Raw genomic sequence first — 25,899 nt, 5'->3', positions numbered from 1 at the left:
GTCGTCACCGGCGCGCGCGGGCGCGTTCGGCGCGCCACTGGTCGAGCACCAGGTCGGCGAGGTCGGAGCAGAGCGGCGTCCAGCCGAGCGCCCTGAGCCGGGTCGTGTCGGCCCGCAGCTCCGGGACCTCGGCCGGGTGCGGCGGGTGGTGGACGGCGTGCACGGCGCGCCCGCTGGTCTCGCCCACCCTCGTGACGATCTCGCTCACGCTCGCCGGGGTGGCACCCACGTTGAACACCTGGTGGACGCCGGGCTCGCACGCGTCCAGCGCGCACGCGACGGCCTGGGCGACGTCGGCGACGTGCACGAAGTCGCGCACCGCGGAGCCGTCGCCGAACACGTCGAGGTGGGGGATGCGACCGGCCGCGACGGCGCAGGCGCGGGTGATGACCCGGGTGTCGTCCGGGTCGCCGTGCTCCCCGCACGCCCCCGCCACGTTGAAGATTCGCAGCGTCGCCGCGCCCAGTCGGCCCGTCGCGGCCTGCCAGCCGACCACCTGCTCCGCGGCCAGCTTGGACGCCGCGTAGGGGTTGCGGGGGTCGGGCGTGGCGTCCTCGTCGACCGGCTGTCGGCGGGGCGCTCCGTACACGGTGGCGGTGGACGCGAGGACCAGCCGCGCGCGGGGCCGCCGGTCGAGTGCCTTCAGCAGGGCGACCGTGCCGCCCACGTTGACCTCGAAGTACCGCGCCGGCTGGTCCACCGCCTCCCGCACCCGGCACAGCCCGGCCAGGTGGACGACGGCCTCCACGCCCGTCAACGCGTCCGCCACCGCGACGGGGTCCAGCACGTCGCCGTGCCGCCACTCCACGTCGGGAACCGGGGGTGGCGGGGTGGTGTGGGCCAGACCCACCACCTGGTGCCCCGTGTGCGCCAGGTGTCGGACGACCGCGCGGCCGAGGTAACCGGTGGCCCCGGTGACGAGAACGCGCATACCGGTCATCCCAGCAGAACCGCCCACGCCGTGCCCAGCTGGACGCCGTGCTCGGTCAGGCGCTGTTCTCAATCAGAAGCGGTGCCCGGTCAGGAACCCCGCCCGGCTAGACGCCGAGGTCGAGCGCGAGCTGGGCGCGGTGTGCCGGAACCCCTGGCGCCGCGGCGCCCCGGCACCGCTGGTGCTCGCAGGTCACCTGCTCGCTCGTCGGGTGCAGGTCCCCGCCGACTCCCGGCCCGCCCCAGCCCTGGCCGCAGGCCGGCCCGGGCAGCGACAGCCCGCCGAGCCACGGGTAGGCCCGCACGGCGTGGACCACGCGGCTGCGTCGGATCCGCAGGTTGTGCCCGGCGAACCGGGACGCGGAGTCCCTGGCGATCCGGCCCAGGGCGGCCAGCGTCGGGTCGGGCTCCGCCAGCGCGTCACGTTCGGTCACTCCCGCATCGTGCCTGACCGGTCCGACGCCGCGGGCGGCGCGGCCGCGCGTCGCCGCTCACAGCGGGGACACCGCCGCGCCCTCCGGACCCGTGCCGACCGGGATGGTGGCGACGACCGTGTTGGTGGCCTGGTCGATGAGCGAGATCGTGTTGTCCAGCGCGTTGGTGACGAAGACGAAGCTGCCGTCCGGCGCGGCGGCCACGCCCTCGGGCTGGTTGCCGACCGGGATGGTCGCGATCACCTGGTTCGTGGACGGCTCGATCACCGAGACCGTGTTCCCGCCGGCGTTGGCCACGTAGACCAGCCCGTTCGGGGCGAAGGCCACCCCCATCGGCGCGGCGCCCACCGGGATGGTGGCGATGGGCTGGAGCGTCGGGATGTCGATCACGGTCACCGTGTTCGCGCCGGTGTTCGCGACGTACGCGCGGTTGCCGTCGGGCGAGATGGCGATACCCGAGGGGAACCGGCCGACCGGGATCGTCGCGATGGGCTGGAGCGTGGCCGTGTCGATCACGGTCACCGTGTTCGACCCGTTGTTGGTGACGAAGACCTTGGAGAAGTCGGGGGTGACCGCGGGGGTGTGCGGGAACCGCCCCACCGGGATCGTCGCGATGACCTGGTTGGTCTTGGGGTCGATGACGGACACCGTGCCGTCCCCGAAGTTGGGCACGAACACGCGATTGGGGGTGGCGACGACCCCGAAGGGGTGGGAGCCGACGGGGATGGTCGCCACGACCTGGTTGGTCACCAGGTCGATCACCGAGACCGTGTTGGTCAACTCGTTCGTGACGTAGACGAACCGGCCACCGGGCAGGAAGGCCACCCCCACCGGGACGCCGGGGATCGGGATCGTCTGGATGACCCGGTTGAGCCGGGTGTCGAACACGGTCACGTCGCCCGACCCGCTGTTGGCCACGATGAGCGGGACCCGGGGAGGGAAGAGGTCCTCGGCGTTGTCAGCCGAGGTGGTGTCAGCCGAGGTGGTGTCAGCCGGCCGCACCGTGGCCGACTGCCGCACCTCGGCCGGCTGCGCCGTCCCCGGTCCGGCCAGCGAGAACAGCACCGCGAGGAGCAACGACAGCCCGACCCACCGGCGGCGTCGGGGGTGGGCGGAGGTGGTGACACGACGGGTCGTCCTCGTACGCGCCTTCATGAGGCGACTCCTTCTCTTGTCCTGCCGATCCGCGGGAGCAGGTCGGGCTTCCAGGGCGGCGCGGTGACGCCCGGCGTCGAACGGCATCGCCGCGGACCGTCAGATCGGCTGTTCGGCGCTGGTGGAAGGCGGTGCCGACCGTGCCCCTCGCCTGCGTTCCGCACGCGGGTTCGCGACCTCTCCCCGTGGGCGCGGGCGCGCGGCGCCCCGGCACCGTCGGCCAGCGGTGCGGCGGGACCCCGGCCGGTGCCGCGACCCGTCGCCGCTCCCCGACGGGGAACGCCGTCCGGGCCACGCCGGCTCGCCGGAACGCGCGTCGCGGACCGGAGGGGCTGCGCAGTCCCCGCCGCCCGACTCGTCCACGGCGCACGGCACGTCCGTCACGGCCTTCCTGCCGCCTCCCCGGCGTTGGTGCGATCGGGAAGGAGCGGCTCGGAACCCACCATGCGCAACGTCAGCCACACCCGCATCTCGACTCCCCCTGCCGAGCAACGCCCGGCAGGGGGAGCAGGACACCGGAACCACGAAGGTCAATTGCCAACGAGAAAGTGAAGGCACCCCGGGAGCGCGGCCGGGGTCTGCCCCCGCGCAGCAGGTGGAACCCGCCGCGCACGCCTGGAGAGCCAGGTCGGGGCGTGGGACACGGCACTGGGCGCGCGCGGCGTCACCCCTGTCCAGACGCCAGGCCGTGCTCCACGGCGGAAGAACCCGGACGGCGCTCCAGCTCTGCCGGGACGAGTGATGACGAGCGGCCGGCGGAGCCGCGACACGGCTCGTCGCACGGAGGTCGCACGACATGCGGAAGGGGTGTGGACGGTAGCCCGTCCACACCCCTTCTGACCTGTGCCCCCGGCAGGACTCGAACCTGCGACACCCGATTTCACGTTGTTACAGGTTGATCTGGGCAGGTGCCGATGGAGCCGGGTGAACTTGCTTGACGGGCGAAGGGCCCTGGCCGCCCCTTGTCCAAGCCCGGACCTGCGTGCCCCTCGACCACACCGTGTCGGAGGTCGAGTCGGTCGAGAGCCCGGCGTTGGCTAAAGCAGCAGCGCAGCGATCGGTGCCCCCTGTGCGGCAACCCGGCCGGAGGTAATCAGCCGACCGGGGCATCAAGGTGCGGCTGAGCGACAAACGAGGCCAGGCGGCTCTACGGCGTGGTGGCCAACGCCGTGTAACTGGCGTGAGGTGAGCGCGAAGGGTGAGAAGACCCGGAAGCAGCAGGAGCTCCCCCCGGGGTCTCTTGCCCTGTGGGAACTCGGTTACGGCGCTTCGTCGACGGGCGGGTCTTCGCGGCCCCAGCCTTGATGTTTGTCCTGGTAGATCACTCTGATGCCCGCGGAGTGGACGTAGGCCAGCAAGTCGGGTCGGGGCCGGGACGGCACCAGGATTGCGTGGGTTTTCGCGTCGGCGAAGCGGCCGTAATCCAGCAACTGCCCGACCGCCATCCGCAACTGTTCGCGAGTGACGGTGCTCTTGGCCTCGATCAACTCGCGGGTGGTTTCCACCCACAGGTCCGAGTAGAGCGGCTGGGACTCCCCGGGGGGAACAACACGGAGGCGGCTGACCGTGTGCCCTTCACGGAGCAGGTGTTGCTTGTAACGGGTGACCAGGGCGGATTCCCGTCGTTCCAGTTCGTAGGGCTCACGGTCGGGGCTGACGAAGGAGCGTTCGGTGTGGTGTTCCTCGACCGGCACCGTCTCCACTCGCGGCTGGGAGGTGGGGCTGAACGGCAGGTTCGGCAACGCGACCGGGACGCGGGTGAGGGGGCGGAGTTTGAACACCACCACCTGGCGCAGGGTGGTGGGGTCGCCGGTCTCGTGGGCGTCGGTGAAGTAGTGCTCGACCAGTTCGAACTCGCCGAGGTAGGTCACGGTGGGACCGTTGGCGAGGAAGCCTTCGAGGGTTCGGCCATCGACGGCGTGGTTGAGGATGGCTTTGTTGCCTTGGGTGAGTTGCTGGTCGCCGCGTTGACCTTCCCCGACGTAGTGGAAGAGGCCGTTGGTGTCCCAGCCGTCGTAGTAGCCGTGTTGTTGGCCGATGGCGGGGTTGGTGAAGAAGAGGACGACGTTGGTGCGGCTGGAGGGACCGATGCCGCCTTGTTGGCGGCCTCCGTAGCGGGCGTGGACCTCGCGGCGGGGGAGCCGTTCTCCGGGAGTCAGTCCGGGTAGCACTGGTTTACCCCTCTCTTTTAGCCCTCTTGTTGAGCCTAAATGGTGATCTTGGAAGGGGCTAGAGGTTTAGGCACCATGCCGGGACGCGGATGACAGGCGTAGAGGGGATCCCGCCTCCGCAGGGAACGCACCACGAGGTTCCCGGCGTCGGCGGGACGAGGAGAGACGGTTTGTGCCGACGCCCCGACCACGCATGGTTCGCCACGGAGGTCGGGGCATCGTCAGGGAGTCGGCCTTGTGCTGACGAGCAGGTGACAACACGGCGCCGATCGCAAGGGGTTGTCTGCAAGGATCGTCGCTGCTCGCAACCCCAGTCGGGTACGTTGTCCGCGGGTTCTCAGCTTCCGTAGCCCTCCGGCTGCTGGTATCGGGGGACCTGACGGGGAAGGGGCCACAGGACGCTCGTCACGCCGGCTTGCTTGAGCAGTCGGGTGACCCAGTCCCGGTCAGCCCCCACCACTTCCGCGATGGCGACCACCAGCGGCGGGTGGAGCAGACCGGCGGTCAACGTGTTTCGAACCGGCTCCACGGGGAAGCCCACCTCTTCGGCGAGCCTCGCGTGATTGGTGGAGGGATCGTGCTGGTACCAGCAGATCCACAGGTAGAGAGCCAGCGTGCGCCGTACTGGTGAGGCCGTGACACGGAGGCGGAGCACGTGCTGGCCCGTCTGCGCCAACAGGCCACTGAGGCTCTTGGTGTCGGCCTCCTCGCCGAGGACTCGCCCGACCACGGTCTGGACAGGGTCCATCAGCTGTATCGCCGTGCTGGTCTGGCGGACTTCTCGGTTGGCGATAGCCAGGGACATGGCGATGAACCGCACCAGGTCGTCGTTCCGCTTCTGGAGGCGTACCTGGCGACGGTTCTCACATGTCACCATCCGCGTCAGGACTTCCTTGTCGAGCCTGGCCTGCTGCTCGTCGTGCTGGGCGGCCTGGAGTTCCTCTTGAGCGAGTCCGAGGTCGCGGGTGAGGACGCGGTTGGCCCGGATCGCGGTGCCCAGGTTTCCTTGGTAGAGGGCGTTGTCGGCTTGGCTGCGCGCGAGGTCGGCTTCGAGCTTGGCGCAGCGAACGACCAACTCGGCGGTGATCTCCAGGCGGTCGTCGTCCAGCACCGGCAGGGTCGGCGTGGGCAGGACGTCACCCCGGAAGTCCACTGGGGAATCGCCGTGAGCAGCGGCCCACAGGCTGGCCAGGGCCGCTAGTTCCCCCTCGATGTCCTCTTCGCAGCAGCAGCGGACGATGACTTCCACGTAGTGCCATTCGGGGCCGCGGGGGTGGCGCCGGCTGCCCAGCCGGGCCGAGAGGCGCTTGACGGCCTGGGTGACGTGGCGTGCCCGATCGACTGGCCGGGCCGACCTGATGTCGGCGGGCATGCCGAGCTGGCGGTGCAGGCCCAGCGTGATGGCGTGATCAACCAGCGCCCGGAGTGTCCCGGCGTGACCAAACCGGGCGTGTAGGTGCTGCTGGAGGCGCGTGACCAGGACGATCGTGGCGTCGCTGCAGCCGGTCTCACGCATCCGCTGCACGGTGCGCAGGCGTCGACCTCCTCTGTTGGGCCTGTCCATGTCGGCCTGGTTGTCGGCATCCACGTGCAATGCCGGTGTCCCTTCGCATCCGGCGCCGACAGTCGGGGTTGTCGGCGAACGTTGGGCGGGCCGTGGCCAGATAAGCGCGGCCACGGCTGACTGGATGGGCGCTCACGTGGGGCGTTGATCCCCGGAGCGGGGTGTGGAGTGCAGCCGTCGTCGAGACGGATGGATCAGCGCGCCGCTCGCAGGTATCTCAGCCTGTTGGGCCGGATGGCCCCGTGCGAGGAGCGTGCATCCCTCTCGTTCTCGACCGGAAGGAACTCGTTCATGTCCCTTTGGGCCTGGGTATGGACCGCCGTGCTGTCGGTCTTGGTCCTCATCGCCGTGCTCGGCGCCGACTTGCGTGTCCACCGGTGGACTGGTGCCTGCGGGAGGGAACGGCTGCTTCGTACGCGGCGCCGTCGGGGCGGTCGACACCGCCGGCCTCGCGGCGTCCGCCCACCCATGCCACCCCCGGACGTGGACGCGTAGGACCGCGTCCCCCGGAATTCGTGAGCATGCAGGTTGACACGGCATGGCACGTGGAGTTGATCAGCATAACAAATTCCAATCTTCACTTGTCTGGGTAGGCGCCAGCTGCGGACTCGGGTCTCACATCACTGCCGCGTCGGCGCGCACCGTGAGCGGAGGACCGCCCCCTCCCCTCGTCACGGGGAGGGGGAGCGACCACTCACGCTGGTCGGTTGTGCAGCTGGGATCAACCGTTCGGTAATCGCTGATCGGTGTGGCCCCAACGTCGAACGGTTATACCGGATAGTCGGCGGGGTCAGCCCCTTGGGTGCTAGCAGGTGGGGTCGATTACCCGGCGCGGTTACTCGCAGTGTGTGGAAATCGCCGGAAGGGGCGCTCTGAAGTATGGGCAGATGCGCTCGCGGGAGAAACGAAGGTGCCTGGCGTGAGGTGCTGACCAGGTGCTTCGCCTGGGTGACCCCTGGGGCCGTGTTCGCGATTCATTACACCGGTTGGGTGATGGTTGGTGTCAGCGTCGCTCAGGAGAGCTTCGAGGTCCTCCTGAGATGTCAGGAAGTGAAGCTGATATCCGATGGGTAGGCGACGCTTGCGAAAAATCACCTGTTTCAGTGAAAAACGGGGGGTGAGGGGAATTTCCCGTAGCGTCCCGCAACGCTGTTACGTAGAGTGCGCAGAGGGTGAGTTCGAGTGGTGCGCACGGACGTAAAGCCAACCGTACGGGTGAATCTGGAGGTTGGGTGAACACCGCAGCGTGACGTGACGACTGAGGCTCGCGTAGCGGCGTGAGCTGGTCAGCCAGCGTGCCGGAAGCTGCTGCTCAAAGCTGACGCGTCTTCGGGGCGCTGTCCTCTCGGCCCAGCCCCCGCTGTCCGCCGTGCGCTTCCGGCAGAACGCATCGGTCTTGTGGCTGAGTGACGCTCAGCCAGTCCTGCGGCCAGCGCGGAAGAAGTGCCTCCTGCACGTGCAGGGGCTGAGGACCGGCTACGGATGCAGAAGGACATCGAAGCCCACCCCCGCGTGCGCGGGGACAACCATCCGCACCCAAAGCTCACTGCAACCGATCGACCGGCACATCCCCGCGAGGGCGGGGACCGGAGGAAGACTATCCGCGGGATCTGAAGCCGCTGCGCACCCCCGCGTGCGTGGGGACCATCCCGTGCTGGATCAAGGGATCGGACAGGGGGTCGCGCCAGGACGATCCATCGTCATCGTGGTCCCAGTTGTCGTGATGGCCACCTCGGTACCGCCGCGGTACCGAGTCCGTCCTGGCGGTGGGCCACGAAGTGGGAGGAGAGCAAGGGGGGCTCCACCAGCATGTGACGAGCAAGCGGGATCGTGACATCGCGGCCGAGATGAACCGTTAGGCGCTGGCAGACAGCTGCGAAGAAGCCCGTGAGGCGGGGCGCGGCGAGTCTCGTCGCACGGAGGTCGCACGACATGCGGAAGGGGTGTGGACGGTAGCCCGTCCACACCCCTTCTGGCCTGTGCCCCCGGCAGGACTCGAACCTGCGACACCCGATTTAGGAGATCGGTGCTCTATCCCCTGAGCTACGAGGGCGGGTGGTCACCGAGGGACAGCGTAGCGGGCCGCCGGAGGGGAGGGGGCATCCGGGGCGTGTCGTCCGTCGCTACTCCGGTCGAGGGACACTCGCGGTGTGCCGAGACCTGTGGTGAGCGCCGACAGCTGCGCTGTGCTGTCCGCCGGGCTCGACGAGCCGATGGCGGGCACCGCCCCGACGGCGTCGGCGTGGCTGTGCCTGGAGCAGCCCGGCCCGTGGGGGGACAAGGCGCTCGTGCGGAGCCACCTCGACCCGGCGGTGGGCGCGGAGCTGCAGCGCCGGGGGGACGAGGTGGGCGTGCGGGTCGTGCTGGTCCGCCGGCCCGGGCAGCACGCCGACAGCGGTCCGCCCGCGCCGCGCCGGGTGTTCCTGGCCCACACGCGGCCCGGGGCGAGCTGGCTGGCGCGGGCGGACGTGTCGGACCCGAAGGAGCTGCTGGACCTGGACTTCGCGGCGTTGGCCGCGGGGGAGCGGCCGCAGCTCGGCGAGCTCCACACCGGCCCGGTGCTGCTCGTCTGCACGAACGGCCGCCGCGACCGGTGCTGCGCGCTGCTGGGTCGTCCCCTGGTCGGCGACCTGGCCGAGCGCCACCCGGGGCAGGTGTGGGAGAGCACCCACACGGGCGGGCACCGGCTCGCGCCGGCCGCGGTGGCGCTGCCCACGGGCTACGCCTACGGCCGGTTGGACGTCGAGTCCGCCGAGGACGTGCTGCACGCCACCGCCGGGGGCGAGGTGGCGGCCGTGGGGTGCCGGGGCCGTTCGACGTGGTCGAAGTTCGGTCAGGCCGCCGAGCTGGCGGTGCGCGGCCGGACCGGCGAGCGCGACGCCGACGCGCTCGTGGTCGAGCGGGAGTGGGCCGACGGCCAGGAGCACGTCGTCCGGGTCGCGCACCGGGACGGCCGAGGGTGGGAGGCGCGGCTCGTGGAGCGCGTCCAGGAGCCGGCCAGGCCGACGAGCTGTGGCAAGGCGCCCGTCACGCCCGTGGCGGTCGAGGTGGCGTCCCTCGTCCCCGCGTGATCCCGACACCTACCCCGACACCGACGCTGGCGCCCCGCTCCGGGCGCCGCCGGCGTCGGCCCCCTGGCTGAGCCCGGGTGCCCCGTCCGTCGGAGCCGTCGACGGATTGGTGACACAGAGCCAGAGGCGTCGCCCTGAGCGGTGAGACAGTGATCACCATGTTCGGTGTGAAACAGGACTGAAACAACTGTGCGCGGAGTTATACCCGGCGGTTATGGCCGTTCGGGGGAAGAGCACTACACCATGGAGTGAAATCGTGGTGAGATGTGGCGAGCTGCGTAGTCCTGCACCCACAAGGGCTCTACTGAGCACGCCACGCCGCCGGGGAGGCGTTCGTGATCAAAGTTCTGCTGGCCGACGACGAGGACCTCGTCCGCTCCGGCCTGAGAATGATCTTGCGCAGCGCCGGTGACATCGAGGTCGTCGCCGAGTGCGACGACGGATCGATGGTGGTCGACCTGGTCCGTCGGCACCGCCCGCACGTGGTGCTGCTCGACATCCGCATGCGGGAGGCGGACGGGTTGGCCGCGTTGCGCCGGTTGCGCGAGCTGGCCGACCCACCGCAGGTCGCCATGTTGACCACCTTCGACGTCGACGAGTACGTCAGCGAGGCGCTCCGGCTGGGCGCGAGCGGCTTCCTGCTGAAGGACACCGAGCCGGCCCAGCTCGTCCGCGCGGTGCGCGACCTGGCCAGGGGCGGAGCGGTGCTGGACCCGGGCGTCGCCTCCCGCGTGCTGGCCGCGCTCGCCGACGAGGAGCGGGTGGCCGAGCCGGCGCGGCGGCTGCTGTCCGGCCTGTCCTCCCGCGAGCGCGAGGTGCTCGCGCTGATCGGGCAGGGCATGTCCAACGCCGAGATCGGCGCGGCGCTGCACCTGTCCGAGGCGACGGTCAAGGGCTACGTCTCCGCGGTGCTCGGCAAGATCGGCGCGGTGAACCGGGTGCAGGCGGCCCTGGTCGCGTACCGAGGGGGGCTGATCGCCTAGCGACGCGGGAGGAGCCTCGGGCCGCGCGAAGACGGGAAGGCGGGCCGAGATCAGCCGAGGCCGGCGTGCTCGGTGGCGGGCGAGGCGTCCGCGGTGGTGTCGGGGGAGTCGCCCAGCGGCGGGTGCACCTCGACCCGGTTCCGGCCGTGGCGCTTGGCCCGGTACAACGCGATGTCGGCGGCGGCGAAGAGCTGGTCCAGCTTGGCCGGGCCGGCCGCCACGCCGATGCTCACGGTGGGCCGCCGGGTGTTGCCCAGCATCATCGTCCAGTCGTGGTCGTCGACGGCCGCCCTGATCCGCTCCGCCACCACGGGCCCCGCGTCCTGCCGGTCCTCGCTGGCGTCGACCAGCAGCACCACGAACTCGTCGCCGGCCCACCGGGCGACCAGGTCGTCGGACCGGCACTCGCGGCGCAGCAACTGGGCGATCTCGCGCAGGGCGGCGTCGCCGGCCGCGTGCCCCGCGTCGTCGTTGACGCCCTTGAACCAGTCCACGTCGACCAGCACCAACCACGGCAGCCGGCCCCTCGCCGCGGTGCGCTCCAGCAGGTGCGGCGCCGCCCGCTCCAACCCGAGCCGGTTGGCCAGCCCGGTGAGCGGGTCCCTGGCCGCGGCCTCCTGCGCCGCCACGGCCAGCCGCTGCGCCTGCACGGCCACCCGGCGCTGCTCCAACGCCTGGGCCAGGCCCTCCTGCAGGGTCTCCACCGCCTTGCGGCCGGCGCTGACCGTGCGCCGCAGCGCCGTCGCCTCGCCCACGTGGTCGCCGAGCTCGTCGCAGATGTCGGCCAGGTCCTGCGAGAAGCGGCGCAGCAGCGCCGCGTCGTTGATCCGCTCCGCCTCGGCCACCGCGCGGCTGCCCAACGTGCGGGCCTCGGGCAGCGCGCCCTGGGCCCGGCGCACCGTGGCCAGCACCCAGTTGCCCACCGCCAGGCCCCAGCGGTCCTCGGCCCGCCGGGCCAGCGCCATGGCCTCCCTGGCGACGCGCTCGGCGTGGTCCAGCTCCCCGACGCCGGCCAGCGAACGTCCGTAGGCGCCCAGCAGCGCGCGGTGCACGTAGCCCTCGTCGACCAGGCCGAGCCCCTCCTCCAGCAGCGACCGGGCGTCGGCGAACAGCCGGCGCGCCGCGGTGGGCGCGGCGTCCAGGGCGCGGAAGTTCAGCGTGCCGCCCAGCCGTTGCAGGCAGTGCGCGAGGGTGTGCGGGTGGCCGGCGTCCCGCGCCACCCGCACCGACAGCCGCATCATGTCCTGCGCGGCGCGCCGGTGGCCGATGCTCTCCAGCAGGTAGCCGAGCATCCCGATGGTCTGCGCCGCGGCGGTGCCCTCGGGCCGCGCGGTGTCGAACTCGGTCCAGCCCTCGGCGGCCAGCTCCAGCGCGAGCGGGATCCGGCCGAGCCGCCAGGCCACCACGGCGCGGTGCACCAGCACGGTGGCGCGGCGCCAGCGCTCGCCCCCGCCGCTGGGAACCCGGGCGACCACCTCGTCGAACAGCATGTTCGCCTCGGGCACGCGGCCGGAGTCCAGCAACAGGCGCACCTCGCGGTCCTCCCGCGGGATGTGGCCCGTCATCAGAGGCTCGTCGTGCTCCACTGCGTCCTCGAGATCCCCTAGCCCGACGCGTGCCCCCGGGTGGCCCTCGTCGCCGGGCGCGCGGCTTGGCGACAGGCTACCGGGACGGTCGCTGCCCGTACCGCTCATAGTGCACAACGTCATCGAGGGGCATTCGCTTCCGCCACCCGTGCCGCTCCAGGTCGGGGGTCTGGTGGAGCTGCCGGACCGGGCCCAGACACAGCCAGGCGACCGGCCGCACCCGGGACGGGATGGTCAGCAGCCGGCGCAGGAAGTCCTCGCGGTAGAAGCTGACCCAGCCCACGCCCAGTCCCTCCGCGGTGGCCGCCAGCCACAGGTTCTGGATGGCCAGGCACACCGAGTACAGGCCGGCGTCGGCGATGGCGTGCCGGCCGAGCACGGCGGGGGAGCCCCGGTCGGGGTCGTAGGTGACCACCACGCCGAGGCTGGACTCCAGGATGCCCTCGATCTTGATCCGGGCGAACGTCCCGGCCTGGGTCGCGTCGAGCTGGGCGGCGAACACCGACCGCTCGGCCTGCACGTGCTCGCGGAAGGCCCGGCGGGTGGCCTCGTCCCTGACCACCAGGAAGTCCCACGGCTGCGACAGCCCCACGCTCGGGGCGGCGTGCGCCGCGGTGAGGATCCGGCGCAGCACCTCGGTGGGCACCTCGCCGCCGGTGAACTCCGCGCGCACGTCGCGTCGGCGGTGCAGCACCTCGTAGAAGGCGCTGAAGGCGCTGAAGGCGCTGGCGGCGTCGCTGTCGCCGGGTCCGAACGCGCTGGGAACGCCGTTCGCGTCCAGCTCGGCGGGTGTCGGCGGGACGCTCTGGTGGTGGGGTTGGGCCGGCATCACCCGTTCGATCCTGCCGCAGGCCGCGCGGCGGGCGGCAGACCCCCGGGGCCGACCCCGTCAACAGGGCGTCAAACCTGCCCGAACGGTCGTCAAGACCGCGGTATGACCCGCGGTTCGGGCGCCGCCCGACGGGACGCTGTCCCCCATGGTCCGCGAGAGAACGGCGCTGCCGAGGCTGGCCGGGGGCTACGGGTCCGCGCTGGGCTTCGGCGTCGGCGTGCTGACGACGACGGCCGCCGTCGCCGCGGGCGCGGCCGGCGCGCCCCTGCTCGGGCTGACGGCGCTGGCGGTCGCGGTGTTCGCGGTCTCCGCCGTGACCACCCTGCCCGGCGCGGTGCTCACCGCCGCCCAGTGCTGGGGGCTGCACGCGGGGTTCGTGCTCGGTCGGGCCGGCGCGATCGCGGTCGACGGCCCGGCGGCGCGGGCGGCCGCGGTGTTGCTCGCGGCCGCCCTGCTGGGCACCGGGCTCGGTCGGTTGTGGAACGGGCTCGCGCCAGCGCGGCCGGCACCGCCGGCGCCGGGCTCCCGGTTTCCCGAGCGGCTCCCGGCCCCGAGGACGGCGTCACCCCCGGGGCCGGTCGCCGCTGCCGCGGCTCCCCTCGTTCCGGACGCGGTCGTCCCGGTCAGCGGTGAACCCGGGACGGGTACGGCAACAACGCCATCTCCCGCGCGTTCCTGATCGCGGTGGCGACGGCGCGCTGCTGCTGGGGCGTGAGCCCGGTGACGCGCCGCGAGCGGATCTTGCCTCGGTCGGAGACGAACGTGCGGAGCAGCCCGACGTCCTTCCAGTCCAGTTCGGTCACGCCCTCGCGCTGGAGCGGGTTCGGCTTCCGCCGCGGCGTGCGTGGTGGCCTCATGTCCCTCCTCACCAGCTCGACTTCGTGACGCCGGGCAGCTCGCCGCGGTGCGCCATCTCCCGGAGGCGCAGCCGGGAGAGCCCGAAGGCGCGGTAGTAGCCGCGCGGGCGGCCGTCGACGGCGTCGCGGTTGCGCAGCCGGGTGGGGCTCGCGTCGCGCGGCAGTCGGCCCAGCGCCCGTTGGGCGGCCTCCCGCTCGTCGGCGCTCGACCGCGGCGACCGGACGATCTCCTTCAGCTCGGCCCTGCGCTCCGCGTGCCGGGCGACCACCGCGCGGCGCTGGCGGTCCTTCGCGATCTTCGACTTCTTCGCCACGGCTCAGCGCTCCTCTCGGAACTCGACGTGCCGCCGCGCCACCGGGTCGTACTTGCGCAGGCGGAGCCGGTCGGGGTCGTTGCGCCGGTTCTTGCGGGTCACGTACGTGTAGCCGGTGCCGGCGGTGGACCGGAGCTTGATCACCGGACGGATCTCGGAGCGGGCCATCAGATGCGCTCCCCCCGCCGGCGCAGGTCGGCGACGACGGCCTCGACGCCCCGCCGGTCGACGGTCCTGACGCCCTTGACGGACACCCGCAGCACCACCCAGCGGTTCTCGCTGGGCAGCCAGTAGCGACGTCGCTGGATGTTCGGCAGCCACCGGCGCGTGGTGCGCGTGTGGGAGTGCGACACCCGCTTGCCGAAGCCCGGCCGGCGGCCGGTGACCTGGCAGCGCTGGGACACGGTCCCTCCTCTACTGAAACTGACGATCATTTTCACAAATGTCGGTGAGGAGGGTAGCGTGCGTCCGGCAGAAGATGGAAATCGTTCTCAACAAGGGGGTGTCGTGTCGGACGAGCGCACACCGGTCGTGCTGCTGGCCGGGCTGGCCGGGGCGGTCCTGGACGAGGTGGCGGGCGCCTTCCTCCGGCTGCCGGGCACGGCCGTCGTCCACCACGACCTGCGGGAGGTCGCCCAGGGCGTCGTCCGGCGGCGCGTCCGGTGGGGAGCGCCCACGCCGGCGGCCTCCGGTCCGCGCGCGGACCACGGCGCGGCCGGGCCAGCCGCCCGAGCGGGCCTTCCGGTCGACCAGTGGCACGTGCTGGAGCTGGCGCACGGCTGCGTGTCCTGCACGCTGCGCGAGGACCTGTTGCCGCTGACCCACCGCCTGAGCCGGACTCCCGGCGTCGACCGGATCGTGCTGCACCTCGACCCGGCGCTGGAGCCGGAGGCCCTGTGCTGGGCGTTGCGACACGTGGTCGTCGACGGCGAGACGGTGCTGGAGCGCGCCCGCGTCGAGGCCGTGGTCACCGTCGTGGACGTCGGGACCTGGCTGGCCGACGCCACCGGCGACGAGACCCTGGCCGAGCGCGGCCTGCTCGCGAGCGCCGACGACGACCGCACCGTCGCCCAGGTGTGCGTGGGCCAGGTCGAGTTCGCCGACGTCCTCGTGCTGGCCGGCGCCGCGCCCGACGCGTGGGCCGCGGAGCGCGTCGCCGCCGTGCTGGACCGGCTCGCGCCCGGCGCGCCCCGCGTCCCGCTCGCGCGGCTCGACCTGGCCGCGCTGCTGGCGCGCGTCCCCCGCGACGCGCGGCGCGGTGAGCTCGCCGACGCCCACGCCCCGCTGCTCAGGGGACAGCCCCCGCTGGACCCGGACTGCGGCGTGTCCACCGTGGTGTTCACCGAACGCCGTCCGTTCCACCCCCAGCGCCTGCACGAGGCCGTGGACGTGCTCCTCGACGGGGTCGTGCGGGCCAGGGGGCGGGTGTGGGTGGCCAGCCAGCCCGACGTGGCGCTGTGGCTGGAGTCGGCCGGTGGGGGCCTGCGGGTCGGGCACGCCGGGCCGTGGCTCGCCGCGCTGGAGGCCGCCGGCGGACCCGACCCCTGGGCGGGCGTCGACCCGCAGCGGCGGGCGATGGCCGCGTTGCGCTGGGACCCCTACTACGGCGACCGCGACCAGGAGGTCGTCGTCATCGCCCACCACGCCGACCCCGGCGAGATCGACGCCGTGCTGCGGCACGCGCTGCTCACCGACGCCGAGCTGGCCGAGGGCGAGGAGGCGTGGCGGAGCTGGCCCGACCCGTTCGGCGAGTGGCACAGCGATCCCTGCGAGGACGTCGACCGGGACAGCGATGGCGACGGCGACCGGGAAGGCGTCGGCGTCGACCCGGGCCGGGACACGGCCCCCTGGAACACGGCCCCCACGAACACGGCCGCCAAGAAGGCGGACCCCAGGAAGACGGACCCCAGGAAGACGGAGGAGAAGTGAAGGCAGGAATCCACCCCGACTACCACCCGGTGGTCTTCCAGGACGCGTCGACGGGCACGGCCTTCCTCACCCGCTCGACCGCCGTGTCGAACAGGACGGTGGAGTGGAGCGACGGCAACACCTACCCGTTGGTCGTCGTCGACATCACCAGCGAGTCGCACCCGTTCTGGACGGGCGCGAAGCGGGTCATGGACACCGCCGGCCGGGTGGAGAGGTTCCACCGCCGCTACGGGAAGCGCGGTGACCGCTGATGGCCGTGCCCAAGCGGCGGACCTCGCGCAGCAACACCCGCCACCGCCGGTCGCGGTGGAAGGCGGCCGCGCCGGACCTGGTGCCGGTCGTCGTCTCCGGTCGGCGGGTGGTGGTGCCCCGACGACTGGCGCGCGCCGTGGAGCGGGGGCTGGTCCCGCCGGCTCCGGCCTGAGGCCTGAGTGCGCCGGAAGGGGAAGGCCTCCGGCGCCTTCCCGCCCCTTCCCCGGAGGGCGCCGGCGGAGCGCGGCCGGTGACGCCGACCCTGCACGGGCGTCACAGTCGCGTCCCGGGCTCCCCGCGCTCCGCTCGCGCGGGGAGCCCCGGCGGTCGTCCACGACAGGCCGCACCTGGCGGGGGACGTGCGGCGACGTCCCCCGCGAGGGCCTGTCCCGGCCTCCCGTCCGCTGTTACAGTCCGGCAGCGAGTCGAGACGGGAGTGTCACATGATCAAGTATGTCGCCCTGTACCGGAAGCCCGCCGACGCCGCCGGGTTCGACGAGCGGTACTTCGGCGAGCACGTGCCCCTGGTCACCGCGACCCCCGGCCTGGTCCGGTGCGAGGTGGCCAAGGTCGCCAGGGTGTTCGTGCCCGGCTTCCTCGGCGACACCGAGCCCTACCTGATGGCCGAGCTGTACTTCGAGAGCAAGGACGCGATGAAGGCCGCGTTCGCCACCGACGAGTGGAAGTCCTCCGGGGCGAACCTCGCCGAGATCGGCGGCATGGAGCTGGTGGCCATGTTCTCCGCCGAGGTCGTGGAGGACAACGCGTGACGGCGGCACCGGTCCCGCTCGGCGGGGTGGCCGCATGACCGCTCCCGCCACCGCCGCGGTGATCGGCGGCGGCACGATGGGCGCCGGCATCGCCCACGTCCTCCTGGCCGCCGGCGCGCGGGTCACCCTCGCCGAGGCCGGCCAGGAGCGGGCGGCCGCGGCGCGCGAGGCCGTCGCCGCGTCCCTGGGCAGGGCCGCCGGCCGCGGCCGGCTCGACGCCACTCCGGAGGACCTGCTCGCCCGACTGTCCACTGTGGACGGCGCTGCGGCGCTGCCGGCCGCGGCCGAGCTGGTCGTCGAGGCGGTCCCGGAGACCGTCGACCTCAAGCGCGCCGTGCTCGCCGACGCCGCGTCGGCCTGCCCGGACGCCGTGCTGGCCTCCAACACCTCCTCGCTGTCCATCGCCGAGATCGCCGCCGGCCCCGCGGCCGACCGGGTGCTGGGCATGCACTTCTTCAACCCCGTCCCGGCGCAGGAGCTCGTCGAGCTGGTCGTGCACGACACGCTCGACCCCGCCGTCGTGGAGCGGACGCGGGGCTGGGCCGAGGCGCTGGGCAAGACCGTGATCGTGGTGCGGGACAGCCCCGGCTTCGCGACCTCTCGGCTCGGCGTCGCCGTGGGTCTGGAGGCCATCCGCATGCTGGAGGAGGGGGTGGCCTCGGCCGAGGACATCGACACCGGGATGCGGCTGGGCTACCGGTGGCCGATGGGTCCGCTGCGGCTGACCGACCTGGTCGGCCTGGACGTCCGGCTGGCCATCGCCGAGCACCTGGCCCGCGAGCTGGGTCCGCGGTTCACCCCGCCGGCGCTGCTGCGCGACAAGGTGGCCAGGGGGGAGCTGGGCCGCAAGAGCGGGCGCGGCTTCTTCGACTGGGCTGGTTGAACTGGGCCGATTGAGCTGGGCTGGTTGAACTGGGTCGACTGAACTGGGTCGACTGAACTGGGCCGGCTGAGGCCGGAGCGCCCGCCGGCCGGCGTTCCGCCGAGCCGGCCGAGCCGCCTTGCGCCGTCCGGCGGTGCCCGCAGACTGGGGTGGGTGGGAACGCGGCCGTGACCGGGTGCCGCCCGGTCACGGCCGCCTCGACCGGGCACGGGGAAACGCCCGTGAGCCAACGCGCCAACGGGTTGGGGAGCCATGGCGGGACCGGACGCGACGCCGACCTCGTGGGAGTCCGCCGAGGTCGTGGCCGACTACGTGGTGCTCTACGACCTGGTTCGCTGGGTGCTCGGCTACCCGTTCGCGTTCCGCGCCGCCGGGCTGGGCCGGCCGGACGTGCGCACGGTGCTGGACTTCGGCTGCGGCCCCGGCCTCGTCGCGGACCGGATGGCGCGGCGGTTCGGCGTGCGGGTGCACGCCGTCGACGCCTCCCCTGAGATGGTCGACCTCGCGGCGGCGACCGGGAACCCCCTGGTCGAGGCGCGCCGGGTCGTGGCCAACCGGATGCCGTTCCTGGCCGACGGGTCGGTCGACGCGGCGATCTCCTGTTTCGTGTTCGTCTGCGTCCCGGCGCGTGCGGACCTGCGCGCGATCCTCGGCGAGATCCACCGGGTCCTGCGGCCAGGGGGCCGGTTCACCCTGCTCACGCCGAACCCCGACGAGACCGGCCTCGTCCGGCACAGCGCTCGGTTCGGCGAGCCCCACACCCACTACGCCTCGGGCGACCCGGTGCCGGTCTCGCTCCGCAAGCACGACGGGTGGATGGACATCGTGGACACGCACTGGTCCACGGCGACCTTCCGCGAGCTGTTCGAGGAGGCCGGGTTCCGGATCGTCGCCGAGGAGCGGCCGCTGGCGGCCGACGCGCGGGACGTGGTCGACGCGGAACTGGTCGAGAACGCGCCGTGGGTCGACGAGCACCGCGTCGGCCCGTTCCTCCTGTTGACCGGTGCGCGGTGACGCCCGTTCCACCTGTCGAGAACGCTCGTTCTAGCCGCTAAGCTGCGCGTTCGTGTTGCTGCTGGTGCTGGAGCTGGCGGGTACCGCCGTGTTCGCCGCCTCCGGCGCGCTGGCGGCGGTCCGCGCGCGGCTGGACGTCTTCGGGGTCGTCGTCCTCGGCATGACCACCGCCCTGGGCGGCGGGGTCATCCGGGACGTCCTGCTCGACGTCAGTCCCCCCACCACCCTGCGGGACTGGCGGTACCTCCTGGTGCCGGCGATCACCTCGCTCGCCGTGTTCTGGTACCACCCCCAGGTCGCCCGCCTGCGCCGCGCCGTGCTGCTCGCCGACGCCGCCGGACTGGGCCTGTTCACCACCGCCGGCACGACCACCGCGCTGGCGCTGGGCGCCCCCGTCTACACCGCGTGCCTGATCGGCATGACCACCGGCATCGGCGGCGGCGCGCTGCGCGACGTGCTGCTCCGGGAGATCCCGATGGTGCTCCGCAAGGAGATCTACGCGCTCGCCGCGCTGGCCGGGGCCGCGGTCGTCGCCCTCGGCGACCGGCTCCAGTTGCCCGCCGGGCCGGTCAGCGTGGTCGGCTCCGCGCTGGTGATCACCATCCGGGTGCTGGCGCTGTGGCGGCGGTGGCACGCGCCGGTCGCCCGCGGCCTGGACGGCTAGCGCTCCGCCCGCGGGGGCTCGGCCGTCTGGCGCCGGCCTTCCGAGCGTCGGCAGCCCAGCCGCCGGCTGCCCGGGCGGCCACCCGCCCGGGACCCCGGGAGGTGATCTCACGCCGCCTTCACATCCCCTTCTCAGCTCGGTCTCAGGCGTCCGGGTCAGACTGACCGCATGCGGATCCTCGTGGTCGACGACGACCGGGCCGTGCGCGAGTCGCTGCGGCGCTCGCTGCAGTTCAACGGCTACCAGGTCGAGCTGGCCGGCGACGGGCTGGAGGCGTTGGACGCGGTCGGCCGGCACCGGCCGGACGCGATGGTGCTCGACGTGATGATGCCCAGGGTGGACGGCCTGGAGGTGTGCCGCCGGCTCAGGGGCACCGGCGACGACCTGCCCATCCTGGTGCTCACGGCGCGGGACGCGGTCTCCGACCGGGTCGCCGGCCTGGACGCCGGCGCCGACGACTACCTGCCCAAGCCGTTCGCGCTGGAGGAGCTGCTGGCCCGGCTGCGCGCGCTGCTGCGCAGGGCGAGCACGGCCGGCCCCGACGACGCCACCCCGCCCGCGCTGCGCTTCGCCGACCTGGAGCTGGACCCCGGCACCCGGGAGGTGCGCCGCGGCGACCGGCCCATCAGCCTGACCCGCACCGAGTTCGCGCTCCTCGAACTGCTCCTCGCCCACCCCCGCCAGGTGCTCACCCGCGGCCGCATCCTGGAGGACGTCTGGGGCTACGACTTCCCGACCTCGGGCAACGCGCTGGAGGTCTACGTCGGCTACCTGCGCCGCAAGACCGAGGCCGGCGGCGAGCACCGCCTGATCCACACCGTGCGCGGGGTCGGCTACGTGCTGCGGGAGACGCCCCCGTGACCTTCCCCGGCACGGCCGAGTCCGGTCACGGCGTGCCCGGCGCCCCGCCGCGCGCGCCCCGGCCCCGGCGGATCTCCCTGCGCACCCGCATCACGCTGCTCGCCGCGATCTGCGTGGGCGGCGCGGTCGCGCTCGTGTCGCTGGCCGCGTTCCTGACCGTGCGCAACAGCGTCTACGGGCAGCTCGACGAGAGCCTCAGCAAGCGCGCCAACGACGCGGCGCACACGACCCTCGTGCAGGCCGAGCAACTGCGCGCGGTCCCTGCCGCGTTGTTCGGGGTGTCCGACGTCGCGGTCGGCCTGCTCCAGGAGGGCGGGCGCCGCCTCATCTACGCCACCGGCGCGGAGGCGCCCCCCGTCGGCGACGCCGAGATCGCGGCCGCGCGCACCGGCGAGCCCAGCCAGCCCCGCACCGACAGCCGGACCGACACCAGGGTGGTCGCCGTGCCGGTGGGGCAGGGCTCCGCGCTGGTCATGGCCCAGCCGCTGGGCGACGCGCGCAAGACCCTCGAACGGCTGAGCGTGGTGTTCGTGGTGGTCGGCGGGTCGGGCATCCTGCTCGCTGCGGCGGCCGGCACCGCGGTGGCCACCGCCGGCCTGCGCCCGGTGCAGCGCCTCACCGCCGCCACCGAGCGGGTCGCCCGCACCGGCATGCTGGAGCCGATCCCGATCGCCGGCGACGACGAGCTGGCCCGGCTGACCCACAGCTTCAACTCGATGCTCGGCGCGCTGGCCGAGTCCCAGGAGCGGCAACGCCGGCTCGTCGCCGACGCCGGCCACGAGCTGCGCACCCCGCTGACCTCGCTGCGCACCAACGTCGAGCTGCTCATCTCCTCCGAGCGGGCGGGCGCGCCGCAGCGGCTGTCCGCGCAGGACCGCCAGGAGATCTACGACGACGTGCGGGCCCAGCTCACCGAGCTGTCCACGCTGGTCGGCGACCTGGTGGAGCTGGCGCGGGAGGACGCGCCGCAGGTGGTGCACGAGCCGGTCGAGCTGGTCGAGGTCGTCGAGCGCGCGTTGGACCGCGCGCGCCGCCGTGCCGCCACCTCCGGCATCACCTTCGATGTCCGGCTCCAGCCGTGGAACCTGCTCGGCGACTCCAGCGCCCTGGAGCGCGCCGTGCTCAACCTGCTGGACAACGCGGCCAAGTGGAGCCCGCCGGAGGGCGTGGTCCGGGTCGAGCTGCGGCAGCTCGGCGACGGCACGGCCCTGCTGGAGGTGGCCGACGCCGGGCCCGGCATCAACGAGGCCGACCTGCCGCACGTCTTCGACCGGTTCTACCGGTCGAAGGAGGCCAGGACGCTGCCCGGCTCGGGGCTGGGCCTGGCGATCGTCAAGCAGGTCGCCGAGCGGCACGGGGGCGCCGCCGCCGTCGGCCGCGCCCCGGAGGGCGGAGCGCTGCTGTCGCTGCGCCTGCCCGGCCGTCCCGCGTGATCCTCAACGCACTCCAACAAAAACGCTCACCCGGACGGGTGTCCTGACCGGACCGGGCAGTGTGCCTCCCACCTGGGATTCCGGTCGGGTTTTCGGTCGGGTTCTCCCGTGTTGGGTTGTGTTGACTCTGTCCGGTCCGGTCCGGCACGCTGGAACCAGCGGTCGGCGAACGGAGGGACGGGCGTGCTGGCGGGTCAGCGGCAGACGATGATCCTGGACGAGGTGCGGCGCACCGGCGCGGTGCGGGTGAGCGACCTCGTCGCCCGGCTCGGCGTGTCGGACATGACCATCCGTCGCGACCTGGACGCGCTGGCGCGTCGCGGGCTGGTCGACAAGGTCTACGGCGGCGCCACCGCCGTCGGCGGGCGCAGCATCGACGAGCCGGGCTTCGAGGCCAAGTCGATGCGACAGCTCCCGGAGAAGACCGCGATCGCCGAGGCGGCCGCGGCGCTGGTCCGGCCGGGCACCGCGATCGGCCTCTCCGCCGGCACCACCACCTGGACCCTGGCCAGGCACCTCGACGACGTGCCCGACCTGACCGTGGTGACCAACTCCGTGCGGGTGGCCGACGCGTTGCAGAGCGCCGGGCGCGCCGACCGCACGGTGGTGCTCACCGGCGGCGTGCGGACCCCGTCCGACGCCCTGGTCGGACCGGTCGCCGTGCAGGCCCTGCGCTCGCTGCACCTGGACGTGGTGTTCCTCGGCGTGCACGGCATGTCCCCGCGCGCCGGGTTCACCACGCCCAACCTCAACGAGAGCGAGACCAACCGCGCCCTGGTCGAGGCCGCCACCCGCGTCGTGGTCGTCGCCGACCACACCAAGTGGGGCGTGGTGGGCATCTCCACCATCGCCGGCCTGGACGAGGCCGACGTGCTGGTGACCGACGACGGCCTGCCCGAGGCGGCCGCCGGCGAGCTGCGCGAGCGCGTCGGCGAGCTGGTGACGGCCGGTCGGCCGGCCGCGGCGGCCGCGGCGGCGGAGGTGGGGGCGTGAGGCGGACCGCGCGCCGACTCGCCGACGGCAGGGAGATCGTCTACTTCGACGACGACCCGCAGGCCCCGCCCCGCGACGCGGTGGACACCAGGGACCTCCCCGCCCAGCGGCCCCGGTCGGAGATCCGGCTCGACCCGCTGACCGGGGAGTGGGTGGCGATGGCCGCCCACCGCCAGACCCGCACCTACAAGCCGCCCGCCGACCTCTGCCCGCTGTGCCCGAGCACCCCGGGCCGGCCCACCGAGATCCCCGAGCCGGACTACGAGGTCGCGGTCTTCGAGAACCGCTTCCCGTCCTTCGCCCAGGGCGTGCCGGAGCCCGGGGACCCCGTGCTGGGCGACCTGGCGCCCCGCCGCGCCGCCGTCGGCCGGTGCGAGGTCGTGTGCTTCACCTCCGACCACGACTCGGCCTTCGTCGAGCTGAGCCCGCGCCGCGCGCGCACGGTGGTGGACGCCTGGGCTGACCGCACCGCCGCCCTCGGCCGGCTCCCCGGTGTCGAGCAGGTCTTCTGCTTCGAGAACCGGGGCGAGGAGATCGGGGTGACGCTGCACCACCCCCACGGCCAGATCTACGCCTATCCGTTCGTCACCCCGCGCACCGAGCGCATGCTGCGCGTCGCCGCCGAGCACCACGAGCGGACCGGGCGGCACATCCTCGGCGACGTGCTCGCCGCGGAACGCGCCCACGGCGAGCGCGTGGTGGCCACGTCCGACCACTGGACCGCCTACGTGCCCGCCGCGGCCCGCTGGCCGGTCGAGGTGCACCTCGTGCCCCACCGGCAGGCGCCCGACCTGCCCGCGCTGACCGACGCGGAGCGCGACGACCTCGCCGAGCTCCACCTGGCCGTGCTGCGGCGGCTGGACGGCCTCTACGCACGCCCGCTGCCCTACATCGCCGCGTGGCACCAGGCCCCGGTCCGCACCGGGAGGGAGCTGTCCTGGCTGCACCTCCAGGTGTTCTCCGTCCTGCGCACCGCGGACAAGCTGAAGTACCTCGCCGGCTCCGAGTCCGGCATGGGCGTCTGGATCAACGACGTCACCCCCGAGCAGATCGCCGAACGGCTCCGCGCCGCCGGCTGAGGAGACAGGCGGTGGGGCCGGGCGGCCGAGGACACGCGGTGGCCGGGCGGGGACCGGGTGGGGACGATCACTGAGGAAGATCAGAGTCATCGCACAAGTGATGCCCAGCGTCATCTCAGCGTGCTCTCAGCTGCGCGGCGCACAGTAGAGCCATGACCGAGCAGAACCCGGGCGCTCCCGGCGGGCAGCCGGAGCGGCCCGCCCAGCCCGCCGAAGGCGCCCCGCAGCCGCCGTCGGCCGAGGCCGGCCAGCAGCCGGCCGGTTCGCCGTGGCCCACGCCCGCCCCAGCGCCGCCGGCCGCCGAGCAGCCGCCGTCGGTGTGGGCGCGGGAGCAGCCCCCCGCTGGGTCACCCACGACTCCCACCACCGGGACCGAACAACCCCACCCGGTCGGGCTGGCCGCGCCGCACCAGGCCGGCCAGTCCGGCCAGCTCGGGGACCAGCCCGGCGCCGGCCAGTACCCGTGGCAGCCCATCGGGCCGCAGGGCACCCACGTCGGCGGAGCTGTCCCGCCGGCGGGTGCCACCCCGGCGGCGGGCGTCGGCCCGACCGATCCGGCGCCCGGCCACGGCGCGCCCCACCAGGGCGGCGTGTTCCTCCCACCCCCCGGCCAGCCAGCCCGGCCCAGCCGGGCCGGCAAGCTCGTCGGCGCCGCCCTGCTGGCCCTGGCGCTGGCCACCGGCGCCGGCGTCGGCGGCGGCTGGGTCGGCTACGAGTTGGCCAAGGACCGGTACCACGGGCCGAGCGCACTGGAGGCGGCCCCGCCGGCGGCCCGCTCGGCGAACTCCGCGCCGGCGGGGTCGGTCGAGCAGGTGGCGCAGAAGCTGCTGCCCAGCGTGGTCGAACTCCAGGTGCAGGGCCGCACCCAGTCCGGCACCGGCTCGGGCTTCGTGATCAGCGGCGACGGCTACGTCCTCACCAACAACCACGTGGTGGAGGCCGCGGCGAACGGCGGCCGGATCGGCGTGGTCTTCCAGGACGGGCGCACCCTGCCCGCCCAGATCGTGGGCCGGGCGCCCACCTACGACCTGGCGGTGGTCAAGGTCGAGGGCGCGTCCAGACTGCCCCAGGTCGAGCTCGGCCGCTCCGACGACCTCCAGGTCGGCCAGGAGGTCGTGGCCATCGGCGCGCCGTTCCAGCTCGCCGGCACGGTGACCAGCGGCATCATCAGCGCGATGAACCGGCCGGTCTCGCCGGGCGACGGGCAGAGCGACGTGCGGCTGGTGCTCAACGCCATCCAGACCGACGCCGCGATCAACCCCGGCAACTCCGGCGGCCCGCTGGTCGATCGGCAGGGACGGGTGATCGGCATCAACTCGGTGATCTACAGCCCGAAGAGCGGGTCCGGCGGGCAGGCCGGCTCGGTCGGCCTGGGCTTCGCCATCCCGATCGACCAGGCCAAGCGGGTGGCCAAGGAGCTGACCGAGCAGGGCAGGGCCACCCAACCGGTGCTGGGGGTCTCGACCAAGACCGCCCGCGCGGGCGGCGCGGAGATCGCCGAGGTCGTGTCCGGCAGCGGCGCCGAGCAGGCCGGCCTCAAGGCCGGCGACGTGATCACCAAGGTCGACGCGCGGCGCATCTCCGGCAGCGAGGAGCTGGTGGCGACGGTCCGGTCGTACGCGCCCGGAACCAAGGTCAAGGTGACCCTGCGGGCCGACGGCGGCGGGGAACGCACCGCCGAGGTCACCCTGGGGTCCCAGCCGGCGAGCGAGTGACGACGTCCCGTCCCGCACTGCCCGGGGGGACGGGTGAGTCGGGGCCACGTCGGGTGCGACCTCCCCTCGAACACCCGGCGTGGCCCCGCGAACCGTTGGCGTCGCCGTGCCGCCCCATCGGGGTGGGCGTCACGGCGACGCCGATGTTCTTCTCCAGGCTCTTCTCGGGACCCTTCTCTCGGGTCCCTTCGCCGAGGTGGAACCACCCGGGAACCCCATGCCGGCTCCGGCTCCGCACAGCCCGCTCCGGGCGTCCAGAAAAGCCGTGCCCCGCAAGGCTTTCCGCCCCACCTGAGGTCAGCCCCCACCCGCCCTGGGGGGCGAGCCCTGCTCCAGCCTATCGGCCCCCACCCCGCCGCAAAACCGCATCACCGCGCCCTGTGGACAACCAGAGCGCCTGTGGACAACT

At 73.3% G+C, this 25,899-nt stretch carries 26 protein-coding genes and 1 tRNA gene; 15 read left to right on the top strand and 12 right to left on the bottom strand.

The genetic code is table 11. The annotated features are described in order from the left end of the window. Nucleotides 1-4 precede the first annotated feature (4 nt). From BUE43_RS26665 to BUE43_RS26640, 6 genes are all read right to left on the bottom strand, one after another. A complete protein-coding gene (locus BUE43_RS26665) occupies nt 5-931 on the bottom strand; it encodes an NAD-dependent epimerase/dehydratase family protein (protein WP_073488465.1) in 927 nt (308 codons plus the stop codon). Nucleotides 932-1,037: 106 nt separating this feature from the next. Next, nucleotides 1,038-1,364 carry a hypothetical protein gene (locus BUE43_RS26660; protein ID WP_234995941.1) on the bottom strand — a complete coding sequence of 109 codons (327 nt, stop codon included), beginning with the start codon at nt 1,362-1,364 and terminating at the stop codon, nt 1,038-1,040. A 57-nt stretch (nt 1,365-1,421) separates the two neighbouring features. After that, a complete protein-coding gene (locus tag BUE43_RS26655; RefSeq protein ID WP_083960189.1) occupies nt 1,422-2,519 on the bottom strand; it encodes a YVTN family beta-propeller repeat protein in 1,098 nt (365 codons plus the stop codon). Between the two features lie 1,259 nt (nt 2,520-3,778). Next, nucleotides 3,779-4,690 carry an SRA domain-containing endonuclease gene (locus tag BUE43_RS26650; protein ID WP_073488462.1) on the bottom strand — a complete coding sequence of 304 codons (912 nt, stop codon included), beginning with the start codon at nt 4,688-4,690 and terminating at the stop codon, nt 3,779-3,781. A 337-nt stretch (nt 4,691-5,027) separates the two neighbouring features. Continuing rightward, nucleotides 5,028-6,278: a hypothetical protein gene (locus tag BUE43_RS26645; RefSeq protein ID WP_143174399.1), complete on the bottom strand. Its 1,251-nt coding sequence runs from the start codon at nt 6,276-6,278 to the stop codon at nt 5,028-5,030. 1,956 nt (nt 6,279-8,234) lie between these two features. Continuing rightward, nucleotides 8,235-8,307: transfer RNA gene (locus BUE43_RS26640), tRNA-Arg, on the bottom strand. A gap of 97 nt (nt 8,308-8,404) precedes the next feature. Here BUE43_RS26640 and BUE43_RS26635 point away from each other — a divergent pair. Beyond that, nucleotides 8,405-9,325, top strand: a complete 921-nt coding sequence (locus BUE43_RS26635) for a sucrase ferredoxin (protein WP_234995940.1) — start codon at nt 8,405-8,407, stop codon at nt 9,323-9,325. A 335-nt stretch (nt 9,326-9,660) separates the two neighbouring features. Beyond that, entirely contained in the window at nt 9,661-10,308 is a 648-nt protein-coding gene (locus BUE43_RS26630; RefSeq protein WP_073488456.1) for a response regulator, read from the top strand. A 50-nt stretch (nt 10,309-10,358) separates the two neighbouring features. Here the strand turns inward: BUE43_RS26630 and BUE43_RS26625 are convergent, their stop codons facing one another. Beyond that, complete coding sequence (locus tag BUE43_RS26625; RefSeq protein WP_073488523.1) at nt 10,359-11,873, bottom strand: GGDEF domain-containing protein; 1,515 nt, start codon at nt 11,871-11,873, stop codon at nt 10,359-10,361. A 97-nt stretch (nt 11,874-11,970) separates the two neighbouring features. After that, entirely contained in the window at nt 11,971-12,723 is a 753-nt protein-coding gene (bluB, locus tag BUE43_RS26620; protein ID WP_083960197.1) for a 5,6-dimethylbenzimidazole synthase, read from the bottom strand. Nucleotides 12,724-12,871: 148 nt separating this feature from the next. Here bluB and BUE43_RS26615 point away from each other — a divergent pair, with 148 nt between their 5' ends. Continuing rightward, on the top strand, nt 12,872-13,405 hold the full coding sequence (locus tag BUE43_RS26615) for a hypothetical protein (RefSeq protein ID WP_073488453.1): 534 nt from the start codon (nt 12,872-12,874) through the stop codon (nt 13,403-13,405). Here the strand turns inward: BUE43_RS26615 and rpsR are convergent. From rpsR to rpmB, 4 genes are read right to left on the bottom strand one after another with little or no spacing between them, the layout of a single operon-like run. Further along, complete coding sequence (gene rpsR, locus BUE43_RS26610; protein ID WP_073488450.1) at nt 13,350-13,583, bottom strand: 30S ribosomal protein S18; 234 nt, start codon at nt 13,581-13,583, stop codon at nt 13,350-13,352. The genes BUE43_RS26615 and rpsR overlap by 56 nt on opposite strands. Nucleotides 13,584-13,591: 8 nt before the next feature. After that, nucleotides 13,592-13,897 (bottom strand): 30S ribosomal protein S14, encoded by a 306-nt coding sequence (rpsN, locus tag BUE43_RS26605; RefSeq protein WP_073488446.1) that lies wholly within the window; start codon nt 13,895-13,897, stop codon nt 13,592-13,594. A gap of 3 nt (nt 13,898-13,900) precedes the next feature. Then, nucleotides 13,901-14,065, bottom strand: a complete 165-nt coding sequence (rpmG, locus tag BUE43_RS26600; protein ID WP_073488442.1) for a 50S ribosomal protein L33 — start codon at nt 14,063-14,065, stop codon at nt 13,901-13,903. Next, the gene (gene rpmB, locus BUE43_RS26595; protein ID WP_073488439.1) at nt 14,065-14,301 is read right to left on the bottom strand and encodes a 50S ribosomal protein L28; all 237 of its coding nucleotides are present in this window, start codon (nt 14,299-14,301) and stop codon (nt 14,065-14,067) included. The genes rpmG and rpmB overlap by 1 nt, the downstream gene beginning before the upstream one ends. 103 nt (nt 14,302-14,404) lie before the next feature. Here rpmB and mrf point away from each other — a divergent pair, with 103 nt between their 5' ends. From mrf to BUE43_RS26535, 12 genes are all read left to right on the top strand, one after another. After that, nucleotides 14,405-15,826 (top strand): ribosome hibernation factor-recruiting GTPase MRF, encoded by a 1,422-nt coding sequence (gene mrf, locus BUE43_RS26590; protein ID WP_073488436.1) that lies wholly within the window; start codon nt 14,405-14,407, stop codon nt 15,824-15,826. Continuing rightward, the gene (locus BUE43_RS26585; protein ID WP_073488434.1) at nt 15,823-16,077 is read left to right on the top strand and encodes a type B 50S ribosomal protein L31; all 255 of its coding nucleotides are present in this window, start codon (nt 15,823-15,825) and stop codon (nt 16,075-16,077) included. Before mrf ends, BUE43_RS26585 begins: the two co-directional genes overlap by 4 nt. Continuing rightward, nucleotides 16,077-16,250 (top strand): 50S ribosomal protein L32, encoded by a 174-nt coding sequence (gene rpmF / locus BUE43_RS26580; protein WP_073488431.1) that lies wholly within the window; start codon nt 16,077-16,079, stop codon nt 16,248-16,250. The genes BUE43_RS26585 and rpmF overlap by 1 nt, the downstream gene beginning before the upstream one ends. Nucleotides 16,251-16,521: 271 nt before the next feature. Beyond that, nucleotides 16,522-16,848, top strand: coding sequence for an EthD family reductase (locus BUE43_RS26575; protein WP_073488429.1), 327 nt, complete (start codon nt 16,522-16,524; stop codon nt 16,846-16,848). A gap of 34 nt (nt 16,849-16,882) precedes the next feature. After that, entirely contained in the window at nt 16,883-17,731 is an 849-nt protein-coding gene (locus BUE43_RS26570) for a 3-hydroxyacyl-CoA dehydrogenase family protein (RefSeq protein WP_073488427.1), read from the top strand. A gap of 252 nt (nt 17,732-17,983) precedes the next feature. Continuing rightward, nucleotides 17,984-18,745 (top strand): class I SAM-dependent methyltransferase, encoded by a 762-nt coding sequence (locus tag BUE43_RS26565; RefSeq protein WP_073488426.1) that lies wholly within the window; start codon nt 17,984-17,986, stop codon nt 18,743-18,745. Nucleotides 18,746-18,797: 52 nt separating this feature from the next. Next, complete coding sequence (locus BUE43_RS26560; RefSeq protein WP_073488424.1) at nt 18,798-19,409, top strand: trimeric intracellular cation channel family protein; 612 nt, start codon at nt 18,798-18,800, stop codon at nt 19,407-19,409. Nucleotides 19,410-19,577: 168 nt separating this feature from the next. After that, a complete protein-coding gene (locus tag BUE43_RS26555; RefSeq protein WP_073488422.1) occupies nt 19,578-20,270 on the top strand; it encodes a response regulator transcription factor in 693 nt (230 codons plus the stop codon). Next, nucleotides 20,267-21,703: a sensor histidine kinase gene (locus tag BUE43_RS26550; protein WP_083960187.1), complete on the top strand. Its 1,437-nt coding sequence runs from the start codon at nt 20,267-20,269 to the stop codon at nt 21,701-21,703. The genes BUE43_RS26555 and BUE43_RS26550 overlap by 4 nt, the downstream gene beginning before the upstream one ends. 183 nt (nt 21,704-21,886) lie before the next feature. After that, nucleotides 21,887-22,696 (top strand): DeoR/GlpR family DNA-binding transcription regulator, encoded by an 810-nt coding sequence (locus tag BUE43_RS26545; RefSeq protein WP_073488420.1) that lies wholly within the window; start codon nt 21,887-21,889, stop codon nt 22,694-22,696. Further along, a complete protein-coding gene (gene galT / locus BUE43_RS26540; RefSeq protein WP_073488417.1) occupies nt 22,693-23,775 on the top strand; it encodes a galactose-1-phosphate uridylyltransferase in 1,083 nt (360 codons plus the stop codon). Before BUE43_RS26545 ends, galT begins: the two co-directional genes overlap by 4 nt. A 152-nt stretch (nt 23,776-23,927) precedes the next feature. Further along, entirely contained in the window at nt 23,928-25,490 is a 1,563-nt protein-coding gene (locus BUE43_RS26535) for a trypsin-like peptidase domain-containing protein (protein ID WP_073488413.1), read from the top strand. Nucleotides 25,491-25,899 lie beyond the last annotated feature (409 nt).

The sequence above is a fragment of the Streptoalloteichus hindustanus genome (assembly GCF_900129375.1).
GTDB classification, from domain to species: Bacteria; Actinomycetota; Actinomycetes; order Mycobacteriales; family Pseudonocardiaceae; genus Streptoalloteichus; species Streptoalloteichus hindustanus.
The sequence above is the reverse complement of the archived record's forward strand: the minus strand, read 5'-3'. Positions and strand labels throughout refer to the sequence as shown.